Genomic DNA, 17634 nt, shown 5'->3' with positions numbered 1-17634 from the left:
TTTCCTTAGAATGTATAGCTATAATTTACACCAAATGTGCGACCACTAGAGGGTAGCCCAGCATAACCTGGCATAATACCAAATGCGTGATATTTGCGGTTTGTTAAGTTTTTACTCCAAAATAAAATATTATGATGTTTATTTTGTAACCCTATAGAAAGATTAAGCAACATATAATGACCTAATTTCTGTACATTGTCAGGCTGTGCATAACGGCTACCGACATAGCGTATGGATAGATCGCTTAGTAGCTGTGATTCCCCCATAAATCCGAAGTTGAACGGTTTCGATTCATATGCAATGGATAATGCACCGCTCCACTTAGCGGCTTGCGGTAAGCGGTTTCCCTTTGCGGTAATATGGCGTGCTGTTGCAGGTACTTTTGTAACTTTGGTATCTAAGTAAGTGATTTCTTGTTTTAGTTTTAACTGCTCCGCGAGTTGCCAATATATTCCCAGTTCAGCGCCTCTAGAACGAGTATCTGCATTTGCAGTACCAGTTAAATAGGAGGGATATAGGGTGATGGTAATATGGTCATTTTTAACTTTGGTGTTAAATAAGGAGACATCAAATCCAAATTTACCATTATTTGTCAAAAATTTACTGCCGATTTCAGAGCTAATCACTTTAGCCGATTTATAAGGCTGGTTATCTTTACCGTATGCAATATTCGTACCATAATCAGCAAATCCACCAAATTTATTTCCTAGACTTTGTATCGCATACAGTCGCCATTCTGAGGTTAGAGCATAGTTAAATCCTAGACGACCACTCAAGAAGTTATCACTGATTTTATGATTTTCCGTATAAGAAGGTTTCGCAAAATCAGCATTTGGCATATAAATTGCACGATAATTTAGTTGTTCATGGCTATATCGAGCCCCGGCAACGGCTTTTAAGCTTTCGGTTAGTGGGAAAGTTAACTCGCCAAAAAGTGCTTTGGTTTCATAGTCAAAATCACGATCAATAATGGCATTAAATGGATCATTACCAAGTAAGACAGCAGGTGATAATTGTTGAGTACTGCGAATGGCATCATAAGTAAAATTGCGTTTTCTTTTTTCAAAATATGCCCCAGCTACCCAAATTAATCCCGAATTAGTTTCTGAGGTGAATTTTAATTCCTGCGAGAATTGTTTTACCCGTTCATTAACGTTTTGGCGATTATTTTTATTTTGGTAATAATATTGATCTAATATGGGGTGTAGCGATTGTGGAATCTTTGCTGCATTATAGAAAACCCCTAGCATATCAAGCGGTCTTAACGGTCGATTAACATTAGCACGGTGATAATGGTATGCAGTGGTGGATTCTAAAACAGCAAAATCAAAGCCATGCATATATTTCAATGAAATGCCCGAATTTTTACGGTACGCATTATGCGGTAATCCGTTTGTTTGTGTGCTAAAAGAAAAGGGTTCAGAAAGAATAATCGGTAAAAAGTTTTTACGTTGATCGTGATAAACACTTAAAATTGCATCATTGTATTCTCCATCGTTCCAACGCAGTTTGGCTTGTATCGCCTCATTCGTTTTTCTATTTAGTGGTTTTCCTGTATCGGCATCTTTTATATAGTCATCAAAACGCTCAAGTTGAGTAGCTAATCGGAATGAAAATTGTTCAGAGATCGGTACATTAAGTAACCCATTGATTCCTCGTAAGTTCAGATTACCTGCATTAACACCAATGTTGGCTTCAAATTCTTGCTTAGGATCCGTTGTTTTTATCATAACGCTACCAGCTTCTGCTTTAGTGCCAAATAACGTTCCTTGAGGGCCTTTAGCCACTTCAATTCGCTCAACATCAAGTAAAGGGCGAGCTAGCCCAGATTTGCCATTGCTTATGCCATCAACCACAATATCTACAGAATTATCGTCCATACTGGTGTTTGTGAGAGAGCCCACGCCACGGATCCAAATGGAGGTTGTTGCAGCATTATTACCGTTATGGATATTAAGGCTCGGTAAGGAGGATAGTGCCTCTAATACATTTTGTGTATCTTTAACTTTGATATCTTGTTTGTCTATCACATCAACAGCAAATGGCGTATCTAATCTAGATTCTCTTACGCCTCTTGAATATACGAAAATAGGTTCTAACTCTTCGCCTTCAGCGGTAGAACTATTATTTTCTAATTTTGTTTCAGCGAACACCGTGCCTGATGTGAGAGATGTTGCCAACGATAATAAAAGTGCGGTATTAATTTTCACGTTTTTCTCCTTCACTGATACTATTTTATTTCCCAATACCCTTTAATGTGATTCTTCGTTCCATCAATAGAAAAAATATGGCGAATATAATGCCGCACTTTTTGTGCTTCACGCCGTTCTAATCCTCCCCAAGCCCCCGTGAAATCGCTCAACTTTTTTAGCTCTTCAATGACTAATTCAGATTGTTTTTTCTCGGCATAAATTAAATAGTGCAATTCTGTTCCTTCAGGCATTGGTACATCTTTAAAATAAGCCTTTTCTTCAGGATGATTCATTAAAATTAACACAACGGGTGGGGTTGGATTGTTCCATAACTCTAGAATACCGGCTAATGCTGGATAGGCAGTTTCATCACCGATCAACACGTTTTTTCCAGAACGTAAATGCGGGTGTTTATCTGGTAGCTTTGAGCGACTAAAAATGATATCTCCCTCTTTAAGCTGTTCAACCCAGCGTCTACCTGGCGTATCGCCATGTAAATAAATATCGATAGCTCCTTGGGTATATTGACCCTCATCATTTTTGGTAGAGGAGCGTAAGGTATATAAACGTATATCTCTATTTATGTGCTTGATGAGCTTCATTCTGTTTTTAGAATTTAAGATACGTAATAGCCAGATAAACAAATGATCCATTCCTCGCATAAAAAATCCTTTTTTCTTCTTATCGGAATGAATTTCTTTAGGACGATTGATTTGTTTTAATACAAAACCATAGGTGTAGGCGGCATAATACTCTGGGAAGGGGGTTGTTCCATTGATAATAATGCGCATAATATTTTTGGAAGGTCTTGATTTCCCCTTTACGGTAAAGAATTGCCGTTTGTTACGTTTGAGATTTTCTCCCAGCTTGGTTAGAGCGTAATACGCGAGATAGAGAATTTTTTCTTCAAGAGAGCCTTTAATTTTGAATGGTATATAAAGCTGCGATTGTCCCTGATCAATATGAAAAAGATCAATAATCACCCCTTCCTCAAAAATATCAGCAATACGAGCTTTTGTATAATTTGAATTCTGGCTATAGTAATTTGCAATAACTAATAATTCATCAGAATGATCCTGATTTAAATGGTCTATTATGTCTAATTTTTCATCGACATTGGCAATCTGCGTTCTTGTCATTTGATATTCCATACAATATTTTTTATTAATGATAATTATTATTATTTTTAATGTCAATAAATGAGACTACTTATCAAGCATAAGATCGATAAAGGGCTGAACTTGGCTTGTGGATTCCTGCTTGGAAATAGAACTTCGGTAAAAATTGCATCAAAACATTATCCATCGTTACCCTTAAGTAACACGATGAATCTAAATAGTGGAGTGATTTATCGGTAAATTTTTTCGATGCAATATGTAAAATCTTTTTGTATGTTATCTAGAATAAGTGGTACAGTTAGGGCGGTTTTGACTATTGTCATTTATGGGCTGGAAAGCGTGGTTTTCCAGATTTTATCATCAACCAATTTGAAGGAAACATTATGTTAATTGGTGTACCTAAAGAACTGCTTGATAATGAAACCCGTGTGGCGGCAACGCCAAAGACTGTTCAGCAAATTTTAAAGCTTGGCTTTGAAGTGCTAGTTGAACACGATGCAGGTTTTAAAGCAAGTTTTGAAGATCAGGCATTTATTAATGCAGGCGCGAAAATCGGCACAGCACAAGAGGTTTGGAATACCGATGTGATTATGAAAGTGAATCCGCCAACTGATGAGGAAATTGCGTTAATTAAAGAAGGGGCAACCCTGATCAGCTTTATTTGGCCAGCCCAAAATGAAGCCTTAATGCAAAAATTATCAGCTAAGAAAATCAATGTGTTAGCAATGGACGCGGTGCCGCGTATTTCACGTGCGCAAGCGTTAGATGCCCTTTCGTCAATGGCGAATATTTCTGGTTATCGTGCTGTGGTGGAAGCGGCGAATGCCTTTGGTAGCTTCTTCACGGGGCAAATTACTGCAGCGGGTAAAGTGCCACCGGCGAAAGTGTTGGTGATTGGTGCGGGTGTAGCTGGTTTGGCTGCAATCGGTACAGCAAATAGCCTTGGGGCGATAGTGCGTGCCTTTGACTCTCGTCCTGAAGTGAAAGAGCAAGTGAAATCAATGGGCGCAGACTTCTTAGAAATTGATTTTGAAGAAGAAGGTGGCTCAGGTGATGGCTATGCGAAAGTGATGTCGGAAGAATTTAACCGCCGTGCAATGGAACTTTATGCTGCACAAGCGAAAGAAGTGGACATTATTATTACCACCGCTGCGATCCCAGGTAAACCTGCTCCGCGTTTGATCAGCAAAGAAATGGTGGATTCAATGAAACCGGGTTCGGTGATTGTGGATTTAGCCGCATTAACAGGCGGTAACTGCGAATATACCAAACCGGGTGAAGTGTTCGTTACGCCTAATCAAGTGAAAATTATCGGCTATACGGATTTCCCAGCTCGCTTGCCAACGCAATCTTCTCAACTTTACGGCACAAATTTAGTGAACTTGCTCAAATTATTATGCAAAGAGAAAGATGGCAACATCAACATTGATTTTGATGATGTAGTATTGCGTGGCGTAACTGTGATTCGTGAGGGTGAAATCACTTGGCCAGCACCACCAATTCAAGTTTCAGCCCAGCCACAGCAAAAAGTGGAAGTGGTGGTTGAGAAAAAAGAAGAAAAACCACAAGACCCACGCGTGAAATATGGCATTATGGGTGCAATTGGCGTGTTGTTCCTATGGCTAGGCTCAGTAATGCCTGCGGCATTCTTATCACACTTCACCGTATTCGTGCTTGCTTGTGTGGTGGGGTACTATGTGGTTTGGAATGTGAGCCACGCGTTGCATACGCCATTAATGGCGGTAACTAATGCGATTTCGGGCATCATCATTGTGGGCGCATTATTGCAAATTGCCCAAGGCAGTTTCTTTATTAGCCTGCTCGCGTTTATTGCAATTTTAGTGGCAAGTATCAATATCTTTGGTGGCTTTAAAGTTACCCAACGTATGCTTGCAATGTTTAGAAAAGGTTAAGGAGAAAAAGCAATGTCAGAAGGTTTAGTACAGGCTGCATATATTGTAGCGGCATTACTTTTCATTATGAGCTTAGCAGGGCTTTCTAAACACGAAACTGCTAAAGCAGGTTGTTGGTATGGCATTGTGGGTATGACCATCGCCCTTATCGCAACCATTTTTGGCCCACAAACTTCAGGGCAAATTTGGATCTTAATCGCTATGGCGATTGGCGCGGTGATTGGTATCCAACGTGCATTAAAAGTAGAAATGACCGAAATGCCAGAACTTGTAGCAATTCTACATAGCTTTGTTGGTCTTGCAGCGGTGTTAGTTGGCTTTAACAGCTTTGGCTTACACGTTACCCCTGAATTTGTTGCGCCAGAAGGTACAGCATTTATCAGCAAAGCCGCATTAGAAAATGCGAAAGCTGCCTTTGATGCAGAACAAGCAACCCTTGCCACAATCCACAATGTGGAAGTGTTCTTAGGGATCTTTATCGGTGCGGTAACCTTTACAGGATCTGTGGTCGCATTCGGTAAATTACGCGGCATTATTAACTCTAAAGCGCTAATGTTACCGCATCGCCATAAATTAAATTTAGCAGCGTTAGTGGTTTCTGCCTTATTAATGATTGCGTTTTTAAGCTCACCAGAAAATATTTTCCCAGTGCTATTGATGACGGTCATCGCGCTTGCTTTCGGTTGGCACTTGGTTGCCTCAATCGGCGGGGCGGATATGCCAGTGGTGGTGTCAATGCTGAACTCTTATTCAGGTTGGGCAGCCGCAGCGGCAGGCTTTATGCTGAATAATGATCTCTTGATCGTAACAGGGGCATTGGTGGGATCATCAGGTGCAATCCTCTCTTACATTATGTGTAAAGCGATGAACCGTTCATTTATCAGCGTTATCGCGGGTGGTTTTGGTAATGATGTAGTGGCAAGTGGTGATGAAGAGCAAGGTGAACACCGTGAAACGACAGCCGAAGAAGTGGCAGAAATGCTGAAAAACGCAAGCTCTGTAATCATCACACCGGGATACGGAATGGCAGTGGCGCAAGCACAATATCCGGTGGCTGAAATCACACAAAAATTGCGTGATCGTGGCGTGAACGTGCGTTTTGGTATTCACCCAGTGGCTGGGCGTTTACCAGGGCATATGAACGTGTTACTCGCTGAAGCCAAAGTGCCTTATGACGTGGTATTAGAAATGGACGAAATCAACGATGATTTCGCGGATACGGACGTCGTATTGGTGATCGGTGCAAACGACACTGTAAACCCAGCGGCGATGGACGATCCAAACAGCCCAATCGCAGGAATGCCAGTACTAGAAGTGTGGAAAGCCGCTAACGTGGTGGTCTTCAAACGCTCAATGGCAGTGGGCTACGCAGGCGTACAAAATCCATTATTCTTCAAAGAAAACACCCAAATGCTCTTCGGCGATGCGAAAGAGCGTGTTGATGATATTTTGAAGGCGTTGTAGGGATTGCTGAAAATGTGTTAAAATTTGACCGCACTTTTGGGAAAGTGCGGTTTTTTTTCAAAATTAGAGTATGTAGGGGGAAATTCTGAAATACTATATAAAAAATAATTTATATAAGGTTATTAAGTTTATATCTGATATTAAATTTACTATTTTTGCTTCTGTTATTTATTATCTCTGTATTATTTTCTTATATTTTATGGAGAGTGATGGGGACAATAAGTTTAGATTGCTAGTCATGTTATCAGTTTACTCAATCATATTTTCTGGAACATCTTTTATTCGATTGTATGCGGGAGATAAGCTTAGAGAAAGTTTTCCTTGTAGATATTTTATTATAGCACTTATTACGTTCCCTTTTATTATTAATTTACTTTTCTGCACTGTATTGCTTTCATTTAGTTTAGATGAGATGAAAATATTTTTCCTTAAAGAACATTTTAGTGTTGGAGAGTATTTTGAGGCTAAAGTATATATGGCGTTTATCACTATTATAGGCTTTCCTATAATTATTAATGAAATGAAAAAATTGTTTTTATATACTCATAAATTAGAATGTGCAGTAAGAAGAAAACAATTAAGATAAGAAATAATGGGTTGTATTCGATAAGCCTTAAATTCTACACCAAAATTGCAGCATTTTTAGCGATTCTTTTACTGTTCCAGCGTTAAACCGAGATTCGCATTCTTTCAAGAATACCGGAGAGGATTTCTTATCAATTCCGCTATATTCTCTTAGCTCTCTTTTAGCCTGATTCCAGAAACTTTCAATCTCATTAATGTGATTTTTTGCTTTGGCAAAGTGGGTTGAGTGATTAATTCTGAAATACTTAAATTCGCTCACATCTAGTACAATCGTAACTGTGATAATAATCGGTGTAAACAATACTATCAGGCATAATTTTGCTTCTATAACAGGGAGTAATGTATCTGTCTTAGTATTTTCAACGACAACGGTATAGACTTTTTCATCTCGTTTCAGCATACAAAAACAGCTGTTTTATCCTTAGCGCCTAGCTCCTTTAATGGCTTTCATCTAGTTCAACTTTACCCATAAAAACGTCATTGGTATCTTGAACCAAATGGTAGCTAATCACCCCCCTGATTTTGTGATAGACTAAGGTTGCTGAATTGGGGGAATTTCTAGTAAATTTTCGCAAGAGTGGGCTGTTACTTCAAACACAAAAAACTTGAGCAGTTTTCTCTGTATAGATTTCTTGAGTTTACAATGAGTTATTTTCATTTTTATAGACTAACATAACTGCTAATCTAATACAGCCCCTAAATATATTAGGAAGTTTTTGTTGAGGGAATAATTATGATGGTATCAATACAAAATGAATTTATACAAAAAATTCTTAATGATAAAAGGCTGGATAAGCTTTTCCATGGAAATAATGAAGCTGTTTGTTTTCAAGGCTGGGTGTTAGAGTTAGAAGAACCTCATAGCATAAGCTATCAATGGTTATATGGGAGAGTTCTTTCTTATGATCACCAAGATAATCGGTGGAAATCAGATCTATCAAAGCATAACAAACCTATATCTATCAAGGGTATTAAAGCAAGGATTATTTTTATCCAGCTTCTGACATCAGCGGAGAAATTGACTATTTTAGTAAAAGGATTGCTTCAGGAACAGTCATTTTTAGATATTTCAGTTAAAATTGAAGCTACTATAGACAAAAAATTAGAACCTATTTTACGCTTATTGAAATTATCTTTTCCTTGCTGTATTAGGCCTGTGATGCATCTTCCACCAAGGAAAAACTATGTTTGGGATACTACCAAAGTAAGCCCAAGTTCAGAGGTCAGCTGTAATAGTGCAGCTATTAGCTTGCCTAATAAAACCAATTTCTGGAATACATTGGATAGTTCAATTACTAAACAAGTATTAAAGATGATTAATGAAAAGCTAGCAAATGAAGATATTGACATTGCAGGTATAGATTCATGGCGGTTAGGAGATCTTGAGTTTTTATTATCTCCAAGCATTAATAACCAAGAAAAAAAGAAATTTTATTTAGAATTAAAAGAAAAGAATACATTAAAGATTTATGAAAAATTATCTGATAAGCCTTTATTGGCTATATTAAAAACGTTTAGTGGAGATAGTTTATTATCTGCCTCAATAAAAGAATTTACAATTTCTGAGTATCCTTATCAATTAGAGTTTGAAATAGATAGTTCTAGTAATGATATATTTAATTCTTATATACTTGAAATATTTGAGAAAGATGGCTCTAGATGTACTCTTTTGGTTCAAGAGGGGCAACTCTTTGTGCGGAGCATGCACTTCCAAAGCAATTTTATCTCAAATATTTCAAACTCTACAAATGATCCTTGGCTAGAGCAAGGGGTACCTAAGTCATCGCTTCACAAAGTAAAAGAATTTACTTCTATAGAGAGACTAAATTATCATCGTTCTGAATTTTCAGTTAATAATGATCATAAAGATCCGTGGTTTGATGCTAATATTGAGATAAAAAATTACTTAGAAAAAATACTGCCTATCTCATCTAACTCCCATTTCTTTCCGAAATTATCATTTTATGGGGAAAGTCGCCTTGAATTAGTCGCTTGGTTAAAGAAGGTATTTGAAAAATATCCTAATGCTCAAATTGCTTGGTTTGATCCATTTATGGAAAATGTAGGAATTGATTTACTAAATAGGCTAGGTTTTTCAGATGGAAATTACATTGTTTTTACATCTCAAACCAAAGAAGGACAAGATAGAATTACTCATTTAGTAAAACAATGTGAGAGTTGGGCTGAAACAGTAGGCTGTGTAAGATTAAAAGTTTTAGGGCTTGAAAAATTACATGATCGGATGATTCTAATTCGTGAAAAAAATGGCCTACCTTTGGCTGGTTATCATCTATCAAATTCAATACAACGTGCTAATGAGAATAATCCATTATTAGTTACAGAAATTCCATTAGATGTGTTATATCCTATTTTTTCTTATGTTGATGAATTAATACAAGCTCAGGAGATAACTAGTGACATAGCTATTTTTGATTCAACAACTTATCAACCAAAAAGTAGATACGAAAGGAAATTATTTGATACTCTATCCCCATATCAATTTTCAAAATTAGGCTGGGTTTTAGCAAAATGGTGGAATAAATCAGAATTAGAAAACTTATCTGGCGATGTGTTACAGAAACATTTATCAGAGGTTGAATTAGAATTCACAGATTATAGGGAAAAATATACTGATATACCTTCAATATTCTTTAGTGACCCTTTTTCATCGGAGAATTTCATTGAGGAGTGGGATGCTTTTGGAACTTTATTGGCTCATATTCCTGGAGGGGGATATTGGTATGATGTTGGATCGAGAAATATTTCATCAACATTGGTTGATAAATTATTAGTCTACTTAAATCCAGCAAGAAAAAATGCTTTGAGTTTGAGAGATAAGAATACTGTACTAGATTTAAAGAGATATTTAGATATAAGTTTCGAAAAACTCATTTGTAATGAGCATCCTGAACGAGTCTTTCAATATGAGCCTAATGAGATTTCTTATGCTGATTATTTTGCTATAAAAATACTTTGGTGTCTTTCTTCTAAAACATTAATTGGATGGTTAGAAAATCAATTACTACAATTTAACTATAAAAATTGTAGGCAAAGAGCATTAATTACAGATGCACTAAGATATATCTCTATGGACTTTGATTGTTTGGATAATTGGATTACTCTTTTTAAAAGCCAGCACCACTTTCTTCAATGGATAGGGATTATGAAGATTTTCTCTCTCTTTTCTGATAATAAGATTGATGAGAGGCAAGTTTGTCAAATCATATATGAACATCCTACAATTGATAAGCCTAAAATATTGCTATGGTTTATTAGAGAATCAGTTTTTAGACAAGGTAAGTTTCATTCCTTATTTTTATCTAAATTTATAGAAAGTTTGAATAAGAGTTCAATTAATAAAGAGCGGTTTGAAGAAATTTTAAATATCTTACGAGGAAGGTTGGGAAAACTATATCATGAATATTGTTGGGTTCTGAAAAGTATATTAGAGCCCATGATTGAATATAAACTGATTACATATTATCAAATAATGGATGTCTGGCTTAAAGATTTGGAAGGTTATTGGAATAAAACTATAAAAGATAGGGATGGTTATGTTGATTTTAGAGAAATGACCGAAGGAAAGTTTTCTGATGAAGTTGTCTATTTATTCTTAAAACTATCAGAAACAGAGCAGAAGATTATTTTGTCTAGATTTAAGAAAATTATAAATTTAGTCGTAAGAGTCATTAGAAAGCCGTTATCAAGATCCATTAATTACTCTTTATATATTAATGCATTTAAAGTGAGTTTATGGATATTAGCAATCTTCAATAGAATATTAAAATACAGAATGTCAGAGTCAATTCAGGTTAGTTTAATAGAGTTTCAAGAGTTATTATTGAACCTTAGCTTAAGATACAAGTTGACCGATTATGGTTCAAGTAATGAAAAAGATTTGCTGAAATACTATAATGAATCTTAAAAATTAAGGTGCTCTATTAAACTATCAGGGGGGGTAATAAAATGAAGATAATTTTTTTGTGCTTGAATTAACAGTCCGTTCTAACACAAATTTACTGGAAATGCTCCTAATTCATTCGGCTTGTTTTATCTAAAAATTAGTGAGGTGATTAACTATTATGTAGCTCAAGAGAGCAGTGAAATTTTTGCAGACAAAATTGAAAGTGGCCAAGGCTATCTTTATCAACTAGCTACATGGCATGAAATATTGGTGGATGAAAAAGGCTTATTAAAGGTAATTTAGAGAGTGAATAGTAAAGCAAATAGCTATGATTATACGGGGATAGAGTGTTTTTTACCATTGTAAAGCCGGAATGTTTTACCCGAATCGCTTTGCTAATGTCGCGGGGCTAGGGATGACTCTGCACAAATATATTCGCTATTATAACGAGCTACGGATTAAACCAGCATTAAACAACTTGAGTCCAGTGCAATACAGAGCTCAATATTTTACTTCCTAAGGCTTAGTTTTTTGGAGAGATGGGCGAGGACTCTCTTTTTATTTTTGCTAAATAGTAATAGATAGATAAAGCCATTGTAGGTATACTATTTATCGCAAATAGAAAACAAGTTATATAGCATAGGCATAACATAAATTTTATTGGAGAAAAGTAAATGATTGAAAATAGAAAAATAAGAATAGCTGTTGTTGGATGCGGTAGAATTTCTAAAAATCATTTTGGTTCGATTTTGAAGTTATCTGATGAATATGAATTAGTTGCAGTATGTGATACAGATCCGCAAATCTTAGAGCAGCACAAACTAGAGTACTCTGTTCCAGGATATTTATCGCTTAGTGAAATGTTAGCTAGCGAGAAGCTAGATCTAGTTACATTATGTACACCTAGTGGAATACATTCAGAACAAGCAATTTTGGCAGCCAATTATGGTGTGAACGTTATTTCAGAAAAACCAATGGCAACAAAATTTGCTGATGGATTAGCTATGATAGAGGCTTGCGATAAAGCGAATGTTAAGCTTTTTATAGTTAAACAAAATCGTAGAAATTCTACATTACAACTTCTGAAAAGAGCAATTTCTGAGCAACGTTTTGGACAGATTTATATGGTTCAGGTAAATGTTTTTTGGACGAGACCGCAAGAATACTATGATAGAGCGAAGTGGTCTGGCACTTGGGATATGGATGGTGGAGCTTTCATGAACCAAGCTACGCACTATGTTGATTTATTGCATTGGTTAGTTGGTCCTGTTGAAAGAATTCAAGCAATGACAACCACGCACCGTAATATAGAAGTTGAAGATACGGGGGTTGTTAATATAAAATGGCGTAATGGTGCGCTAGGTTCTATGTCTGTTACAATGTGTACATATCCTAAAAATTTAGAAGGTTCTATTACTATCTTAGGAGAAAAAGGTACTGTTAAAATTGGTGGTGTTGCCGTAAATGATATCCAAGAATGGAATTTTGAAGATGTAAAACCTTATGACAGAGAGATTTCTGCTGCTAATTATGAAACTACATCTGTGTATGGATTTGGACATCCGCCTTACTTTCAAAATGTTGCTGATGTTTTAAGAGGAAAAGCTGAGCCTGAAACAGATGGTAGAGAAGGGTTAAAATCTCTTGAGTTGTTAATTGCTATTTATCGTTCGGCAAGGGATCAGAAAGAGATTGGTTTACCATTAAATTTATAGATTGGATTATATAAATGATGAAAATAGAGCAATTGAAAATAGCAATTATTGGGTTAGGTTATGTAGGGTTACCATTAGCTGTTGAGTTTGGGCAAAAATATCCAACAGTTGGTTTTGATATTAAACAATCTAGAGTAGATGAGCTAAAATCAGGCAATGATTCAACATTAGAATGTTCCAAAGAGGAGCTACAAAAAGCAACTCTTTTAAATTACACATCTAATATAGAAAAAATTAAAGATTGCAATTTCTATATTGTTACTGTCCCTACTCCAATTACTGAAGATAAAATACCTGATTTGTTGCCATTACAAAAAGCATCTCAGTTATTAGGAGATGTTATTAAAAGAGGAGATATTGTTGTTTTTGAATCGACAGTTTATCCCGGTGCAACAGAAGAAGTTTGCATTCCTATCATTGAGAAAAAATCAGGGCTAAAATTTAATCAGGACTTTTATGCTGGGTATAGTCCAGAACGCATTAATCCAGGCGATAAAGTAAATCGTTTGACAACAATTGTGAAAATTACTTCAGGTTCAACTCCAGAAGTGGCTGATTTTATTGATCAGGTCTATCGTAGCATTGTTACAGTAGGGACCCATAAAGCATCATCTATTAAAGTTGCTGAAGCAGCGAAAGTTATTGAGAATACACAGAGAGATTTAAACATCGCTGTAATTAATGAGTTTGCAAAGATTTTTAATCGACTAAATATTGATACAGAGGAAGTATTAAAAGCCGCTGGGACTAAATGGAATTTTCTGGCATTTAAGCCTGGATTAGTAGGAGGCCATTGTATTAGTGTTGATCCATATTATCTCACACATAAGGCCCAGGAAGTGGGTTATAGACCAGAGGTTATTTTAGCAGGCAGACGAATCAATGATGGTATGGGAGAATATGTTGCAACTCAATTAGTTAAACGAATGGCTCGTCAGAAAATCCAAATTGATGAGGCAAAAGTACTAATTTTAGGCTTTACTTTCAAAGGGGATTGTCCTGATGTTCGCAATACTAAGATCATTGATATTGTTACGGAGTTGCAAGATTTTAATATGCAAGTTGATGTATATGATAATTGGGCATCTTCTGAAGAAGTTAAACAAGAATATGGCATAGAGCTTATTCAAGAGCTGAAACAAAATTATTATGATGCGATTATTTTAGCTGTTGATCATAGTTCAACAAAATTAATGGGAAAAGAGGCTATTCGAGCTTTAGGTAAAGATTCTCATATTCTTTATGATGTAAAATATGTTCTGCCATTAGGTGATTCTGATATTAGGTTATAAATATGAATTATTTCAAGCATGAAACTGCTATTATTGATGATGGTGCTAAGATTGGTAAAGATTGCCGAGTATGGCACTTTACCCATATTTGTGCAGGCGCTGTTATTGGTGAAAAAGTTTCTTTAGGACAAAATGTGTTTGTTGGAAATAAAGTGACTATTGGTAACCAGTGTAAAATACAAAATAATGTTTCTGTTTATGATAATGTACATTTAGAAGATGGCGTATTTTGTGGGCCAAGTATGGTTTTTACTAATGTATATAATCCTCGTTCATTAATAGAAAGAAAAAACGAATATCGTACAACACTAGTAAAAAAGGGTGCTACCCTAGGAGCTAACTGCACAATAGTTTGTGGAGTAACGATTGGAAAGTATGCTTTTATTGGAGCTGGGGCAGTAGTTAAGCAGGATATTCCTGATTATGCATTAATGGTTGGGGTGCCAGCAAAACAAATAGGTTGGATGAGTGAATATGGAGAGCAGTTAGCACTTCCTTTGAGAGGAAATGCCATAGCTTCTTGCCCCCATACGGGAGAGCAGTATCAACTTATAGATAATAAATTAAGGAAACTATAATGCAATTCATTGATTTAGCTGTACAACAAAAAAGAATAAAAGATAAAATTGACAGCAATATACAGAAAGTATTATCCCATGGTCAATATATTTTGGGGCCAGAAGTTATAGAACTAGAGGAAAAGTTAGCACATTTTGTGGGGGCTAAATATTGTATTTCCGTTGCAAATGGTACAGATGCTTTACAAATTGCTCAAATGGCATTAGGGATTTCGAGTTGTGATGAGGTAATTACGCCAGGATTTACCTATATTGCAACCGCCGAGACTGTTGCGTTATTAGGCGCAAAACCTGTTTATGTTGATATTGATCCTAAAACTTATAACCTGGATCCGACAAAATTAGAAGAAGCTATTACGAATAAAACTAAAGCGATTATTCCTGTTTCTTTATATGGGCAATGTGCAGATTTTGATGCGATAAATTCGATTGCGGCAAAATATAACTTACCTGTTATTGAAGATGCTGCACAAAGCTTTGGTGCATCTTATAAGGGAAGGATGTCATGTAACTTATCAACGATAGCTTGTACCAGTTTTTTTCCAAGTAAACCTTTAGGCTGTTATGGTGATGGTGGAGCTATTTTTACTAATGATGATGAACTAGCTAAAATCATTCGTCAAATAGCACGCCATGGACAGGATAAACGTTATCATCATATTCGGGTAGGGGTAAATAGTCGTCTTGATACGTTACAAGCTGCAATTTTATTACCTAAACTAGAAATTTTAGAGGAAGAGATCTACTTAAGAAACAAAATTGCTGAAAATTATACCGCACTTTTGAATGAAGCAGGGATAAATAACACACCATTTGTTGAGTCTCATAATATTAGTGCATGGGCACAATATACTATTAGGATCAACAATCGGGAGCAAGTACAAGAAAAATTAAGAGCGGCAGGAATACCTACTGCGGTACATTATCCTATTCCACTTAATAAACAGCCTGCTGTAGCAGATCCTAATGCAATTTTGCCTGTTGGAGATAGGGTTGCCCAAGAAGTAATGAGTTTACCGATGCATCCTTATTTAACTATAAACAATATTAGAAATATTATTGAGATGATTTAATGTTTAAATCAATAAAGAGTTTTAAGTATGATCAATACTTAAAAAATATATCGATTATCATTAGTGGGACTACTTTAGCACAAATAATTCAATTATCAATTACCCCAATATTAACTAGGATATATACTCAAGAGGATTTTGGATATTTAGGGACAGTGTTAACGTTTAGTGCTTTTTTATCAGTTTTTCTTACTTTACGTTATGAGTTAGTATTATTTATTGATAGAAACGTAAATATAGTTAAGATGTTTACTGGTTTTCTAATTAAGTATATTTTATTGTTGGCGTTTATCTATTTTTTTATTATAGGAATATTTGTTTTTTTTATATATGGAGATGATAGTTTATATACTTGTGTATTAATTTTTCTTTTATCAATAGTAACTGTATACAATCAATTATTAAATAATAACCTAAATAGGGCGGGATTTTACAAGCAGCTGTCTTTTTCTAGAATTCTATTAAGTGTTGGAGTTGGATTGACTCAGCTAATATTTTTTTACTTTTTACCAGATAATGGACTGGTATGGGGTGTCGTTTTTGGTACAATTTTGGTAATTATGTATTTATTCTATATTTGTAATAAAAATTCCTTAATTACTTATAATATAGAGAAAGATATAGCCAAGGATATGCTTTTAAGATATAGAAATTTCCCTTTATTTGATGTTCCTAGCTCACTTTTATCTTTAACGGCAAGTTTATTGCCTAATGCTTTTTTTATGTATTTTTTTTTCACCTAGTGTAGCAGGGGCTTATTATTTAACCCAAAGAGTATTACAGGCCCCTATTACTTTCTTATCAAGCTCTGTTTTAGAGGTTTTTAAGGAAAATGCATCAAGTGAATATAGAACTTTTGGAAATGCAAGAAATAGTTTTTTAAAAACATTGAAATTATTATTAATATTGGGGGGGCCATTATCAGTATTTTTATATTTCTTTATAGAGGATTTATTTAAATTCATTTTTGGTGAGCAATGGCTAGAAGCTGCTTATTTTGCTAAAATATTAATACCTGCTTTGACCGTAAGGTTTATAGCTAATCCATTAAGTTTCATGTTTTATATTGCAGAAAAACAATATTTAAACTTAATTGGTATGTTATGTTTGTCATTAATGATTCTTTTATCTTTTTTCATTGGAGGCAATGAAATAGATATTGTAAAAAATATAGCTAATTCTTATTTTTTTATATATTGTGCTTATATCCTATTCTCAGCAATTATTGCAGGAGTTTTTTTATATGATAAAGAAAGTAATTAGATTAAGCAGTCCATTTTTTATTTTTATATTACAAGCTTTCTATAAAAGAGAGTATTTATGCGATAAATATTTTAAGAATACTCTTATGGGGTATAGATGGGCATTCCGTTCTATTTTTATTAAAAATATATTACGATTATCAAGACCATATCCTTTTCCTACAGCATTAACATGCAATATTTCAAATCCAAATAATATTATTTTTGATTATGATGATCTACATAACTTTCAGTCAGAAGGAACTTACTTTCAGAATTTTAGTGCGTCAATTTATATTGGTAAGGGATCTTTTATAGCAAAAAATGTTGGTATTATAACTGCAAATCATGATTTTAACGATCTAACCAAGCACCTTCCTGGAAAAGATGTTGTAATTGGTGAACGTTGTTGGATAGGGATGAATGCTGTAATTTTACCGGGAGTACATTTGGCAAATGGAACTATTGTTGGAGCTGGTTCTATTGTAACGAAAAGTGTTTTAGAAGAAAATGTAGTAATTGCTGGAAATCCAGCAGTTAAAATATCTTCATACTAATA

14 protein-coding genes and 1 pseudogene are annotated in these 17634 nt (G+C 35.2%); 12 read left to right on the top strand and 3 right to left on the bottom strand.

What is annotated here, in order from left to right; genetic code table 11:
* Window positions 1-5 precede the first annotated feature (5 nt).
* Both ELZ61_RS08800 and ELZ61_RS08795 read right to left on the bottom strand, forming a co-directional pair.
* On the bottom strand, window positions 6-2210 hold the full coding sequence (locus ELZ61_RS08800; RefSeq protein WP_164550733.1) for a TonB-dependent receptor: 2205 nt from the start codon (window positions 2208-2210) through the stop codon (window positions 6-8).
* 20 nt (window positions 2211-2230) lie between these two features.
* On the bottom strand, window positions 2231-3331 hold the full coding sequence (locus tag ELZ61_RS08795; protein WP_164550732.1) for a siderophore-interacting protein: 1101 nt from the start codon (window positions 3329-3331) through the stop codon (window positions 2231-2233).
* A 362-nt stretch (window positions 3332-3693) separates the two neighbouring features.
* Between ELZ61_RS08795 and pntA the strand changes: the two genes are divergently transcribed.
* The 3 genes from pntA (at window position 3694) to ELZ61_RS10745 (ending at window position 7273) form a co-directional block, all read left to right on the top strand.
* Complete coding sequence (pntA, locus tag ELZ61_RS08790; RefSeq protein WP_126373003.1) at window positions 3694-5223, top strand: Re/Si-specific NAD(P)(+) transhydrogenase subunit alpha; 1530 nt, start codon at window positions 3694-3696, stop codon at window positions 5221-5223.
* A gap of 12 nt (window positions 5224-5235) precedes the next feature.
* A complete protein-coding gene (pntB, locus tag ELZ61_RS08785; protein ID WP_126373001.1) occupies window positions 5236-6687 on the top strand; it encodes a Re/Si-specific NAD(P)(+) transhydrogenase subunit beta in 1452 nt (483 codons plus the stop codon).
* Window positions 6688-6886: 199 nt separating this feature from the next.
* Window positions 6887-7273, top strand: coding sequence for a hypothetical protein (locus tag ELZ61_RS10745; RefSeq protein ID WP_206750009.1), 387 nt, complete (start codon window positions 6887-6889; stop codon window positions 7271-7273).
* A 27-nt stretch (window positions 7274-7300) separates the two neighbouring features.
* Here the strand turns inward: ELZ61_RS10745 and ELZ61_RS08780 are convergent.
* Window positions 7301-7930 (bottom strand): annotated as a pseudogene (locus tag ELZ61_RS08780) (IS1595 family transposase).
* 75 nt (window positions 7931-8005) lie between these two features.
* Here ELZ61_RS08780 and ELZ61_RS08775 point away from each other — a divergent pair.
* The 9 genes from ELZ61_RS08775 (at window position 8006) to ELZ61_RS08735 (ending at window position 17632) form a co-directional block, all read left to right on the top strand.
* Window positions 8006-11197, top strand: coding sequence for a VPA1262 family protein (locus ELZ61_RS08775; RefSeq protein ID WP_126372999.1), 3192 nt, complete (start codon window positions 8006-8008; stop codon window positions 11195-11197).
* Window positions 11198-11549: 352 nt separating this feature from the next.
* A complete protein-coding gene (locus ELZ61_RS10855) occupies window positions 11550-11696 on the top strand; it encodes an IS3 family transposase (protein ID WP_126372997.1) in 147 nt (48 codons plus the stop codon).
* Window positions 11697-11850: 154 nt separating this feature from the next.
* Complete coding sequence (locus ELZ61_RS08765) at window positions 11851-12891, top strand: Gfo/Idh/MocA family protein (RefSeq protein ID WP_126372995.1); 1041 nt, start codon at window positions 11851-11853, stop codon at window positions 12889-12891.
* Between the two features lie 14 nt (window positions 12892-12905).
* Window positions 12906-14183 (top strand): Vi polysaccharide biosynthesis UDP-N-acetylglucosamine C-6 dehydrogenase TviB, encoded by a 1278-nt coding sequence (gene tviB / locus ELZ61_RS08760; protein ID WP_179255218.1) that lies wholly within the window; start codon window positions 12906-12908, stop codon window positions 14181-14183.
* Between the two features lie 2 nt (window positions 14184-14185).
* Window positions 14186-14761, top strand: a complete 576-nt coding sequence (locus ELZ61_RS08755; protein ID WP_094933687.1) for an acyltransferase — start codon at window positions 14186-14188, stop codon at window positions 14759-14761.
* A complete protein-coding gene (locus tag ELZ61_RS08750) occupies window positions 14761-15834 on the top strand; it encodes a DegT/DnrJ/EryC1/StrS family aminotransferase (protein ID WP_277870318.1) in 1074 nt (357 codons plus the stop codon). Before ELZ61_RS08755 ends, ELZ61_RS08750 begins: the two co-directional genes overlap by 1 nt.
* The gene (locus tag ELZ61_RS08745) at window positions 15834-16577 is read left to right on the top strand and encodes an oligosaccharide flippase family protein (protein WP_126372991.1); all 744 of its coding nucleotides are present in this window, start codon (window positions 15834-15836) and stop codon (window positions 16575-16577) included. The genes ELZ61_RS08750 and ELZ61_RS08745 overlap by 1 nt, the downstream gene beginning before the upstream one ends.
* The gene (locus tag ELZ61_RS08740) at window positions 16546-17097 is read left to right on the top strand and encodes an oligosaccharide flippase family protein (RefSeq protein ID WP_126372989.1); all 552 of its coding nucleotides are present in this window, start codon (window positions 16546-16548) and stop codon (window positions 17095-17097) included. Before ELZ61_RS08745 ends, ELZ61_RS08740 begins: the two co-directional genes overlap by 32 nt.
* On the top strand, window positions 17078-17632 hold the full coding sequence (locus tag ELZ61_RS08735; RefSeq protein WP_126372987.1) for an acyltransferase: 555 nt from the start codon (window positions 17078-17080) through the stop codon (window positions 17630-17632). The genes ELZ61_RS08740 and ELZ61_RS08735 overlap by 20 nt, the downstream gene beginning before the upstream one ends.
* Window positions 17633-17634: the final 2 nt, after the last annotated feature.

The sequence above is a fragment of the Avibacterium volantium genome (genome assembly GCF_900635775.1).
In the GTDB taxonomy this organism is placed as follows: Bacteria; Pseudomonadota; Gammaproteobacteria; order Enterobacterales; family Pasteurellaceae; genus Avibacterium; species Avibacterium volantium.
This window is presented reverse-complemented; position numbering and strand designations above follow the sequence as displayed.

Excerpts from the sequence above, each read along its gene's own strand:
- tviB (WP_179255218.1), top strand. The coding sequence starts at position 12,906 with ATGATGAAAATAGAGCAATTGAAAATAGCAATTATTGGGTTAGGTTAT.
- ELZ61_RS08755 (WP_094933687.1), top strand. The coding sequence starts at position 14,186 with ATGAATTATTTCAAGCATGAAACTGCTATTATTGATGATGGTGCTAAG.
- pntA (WP_126373003.1), top strand. The coding sequence starts at position 3,694 with ATGTTAATTGGTGTACCTAAAGAACTGCTTGATAATGAAACCCGTGTG.
- ELZ61_RS08750 (WP_277870318.1), top strand. The coding sequence starts at position 14,761 with ATGCAATTCATTGATTTAGCTGTACAACAAAAAAGAATAAAAGATAAA.
- pntB (WP_126373001.1), top strand. The coding sequence starts at position 5,236 with ATGTCAGAAGGTTTAGTACAGGCTGCATATATTGTAGCGGCATTACTT.
- ELZ61_RS08740 (WP_126372989.1), top strand. The coding sequence starts at position 16,546 with ATGCTTTTTTTATGTATTTTTTTTTCACCTAGTGTAGCAGGGGCTTAT.
- ELZ61_RS10855 (WP_126372997.1), top strand. The coding sequence starts at position 11,550 with ATGTTTTACCCGAATCGCTTTGCTAATGTCGCGGGGCTAGGGATGACT.
- ELZ61_RS10745 (WP_206750009.1), top strand. The coding sequence starts at position 6,887 with ATGGAGAGTGATGGGGACAATAAGTTTAGATTGCTAGTCATGTTATCA.
- ELZ61_RS08765 (WP_126372995.1), top strand. The coding sequence starts at position 11,851 with ATGATTGAAAATAGAAAAATAAGAATAGCTGTTGTTGGATGCGGTAGA.
- ELZ61_RS08775 (WP_126372999.1), top strand. The coding sequence starts at position 8,006 with ATGATGGTATCAATACAAAATGAATTTATACAAAAAATTCTTAATGAT.
- ELZ61_RS08745 (WP_126372991.1), top strand. The coding sequence starts at position 15,834 with ATGTTTAAATCAATAAAGAGTTTTAAGTATGATCAATACTTAAAAAAT.
- ELZ61_RS08735 (WP_126372987.1), top strand. The coding sequence starts at position 17,078 with ATGATAAAGAAAGTAATTAGATTAAGCAGTCCATTTTTTATTTTTATA.
- ELZ61_RS08795 (WP_164550732.1), bottom strand. The coding sequence starts at position 3,331 with ATGACAAGAACGCAGATTGCCAATGTCGATGAAAAATTAGACATAATA.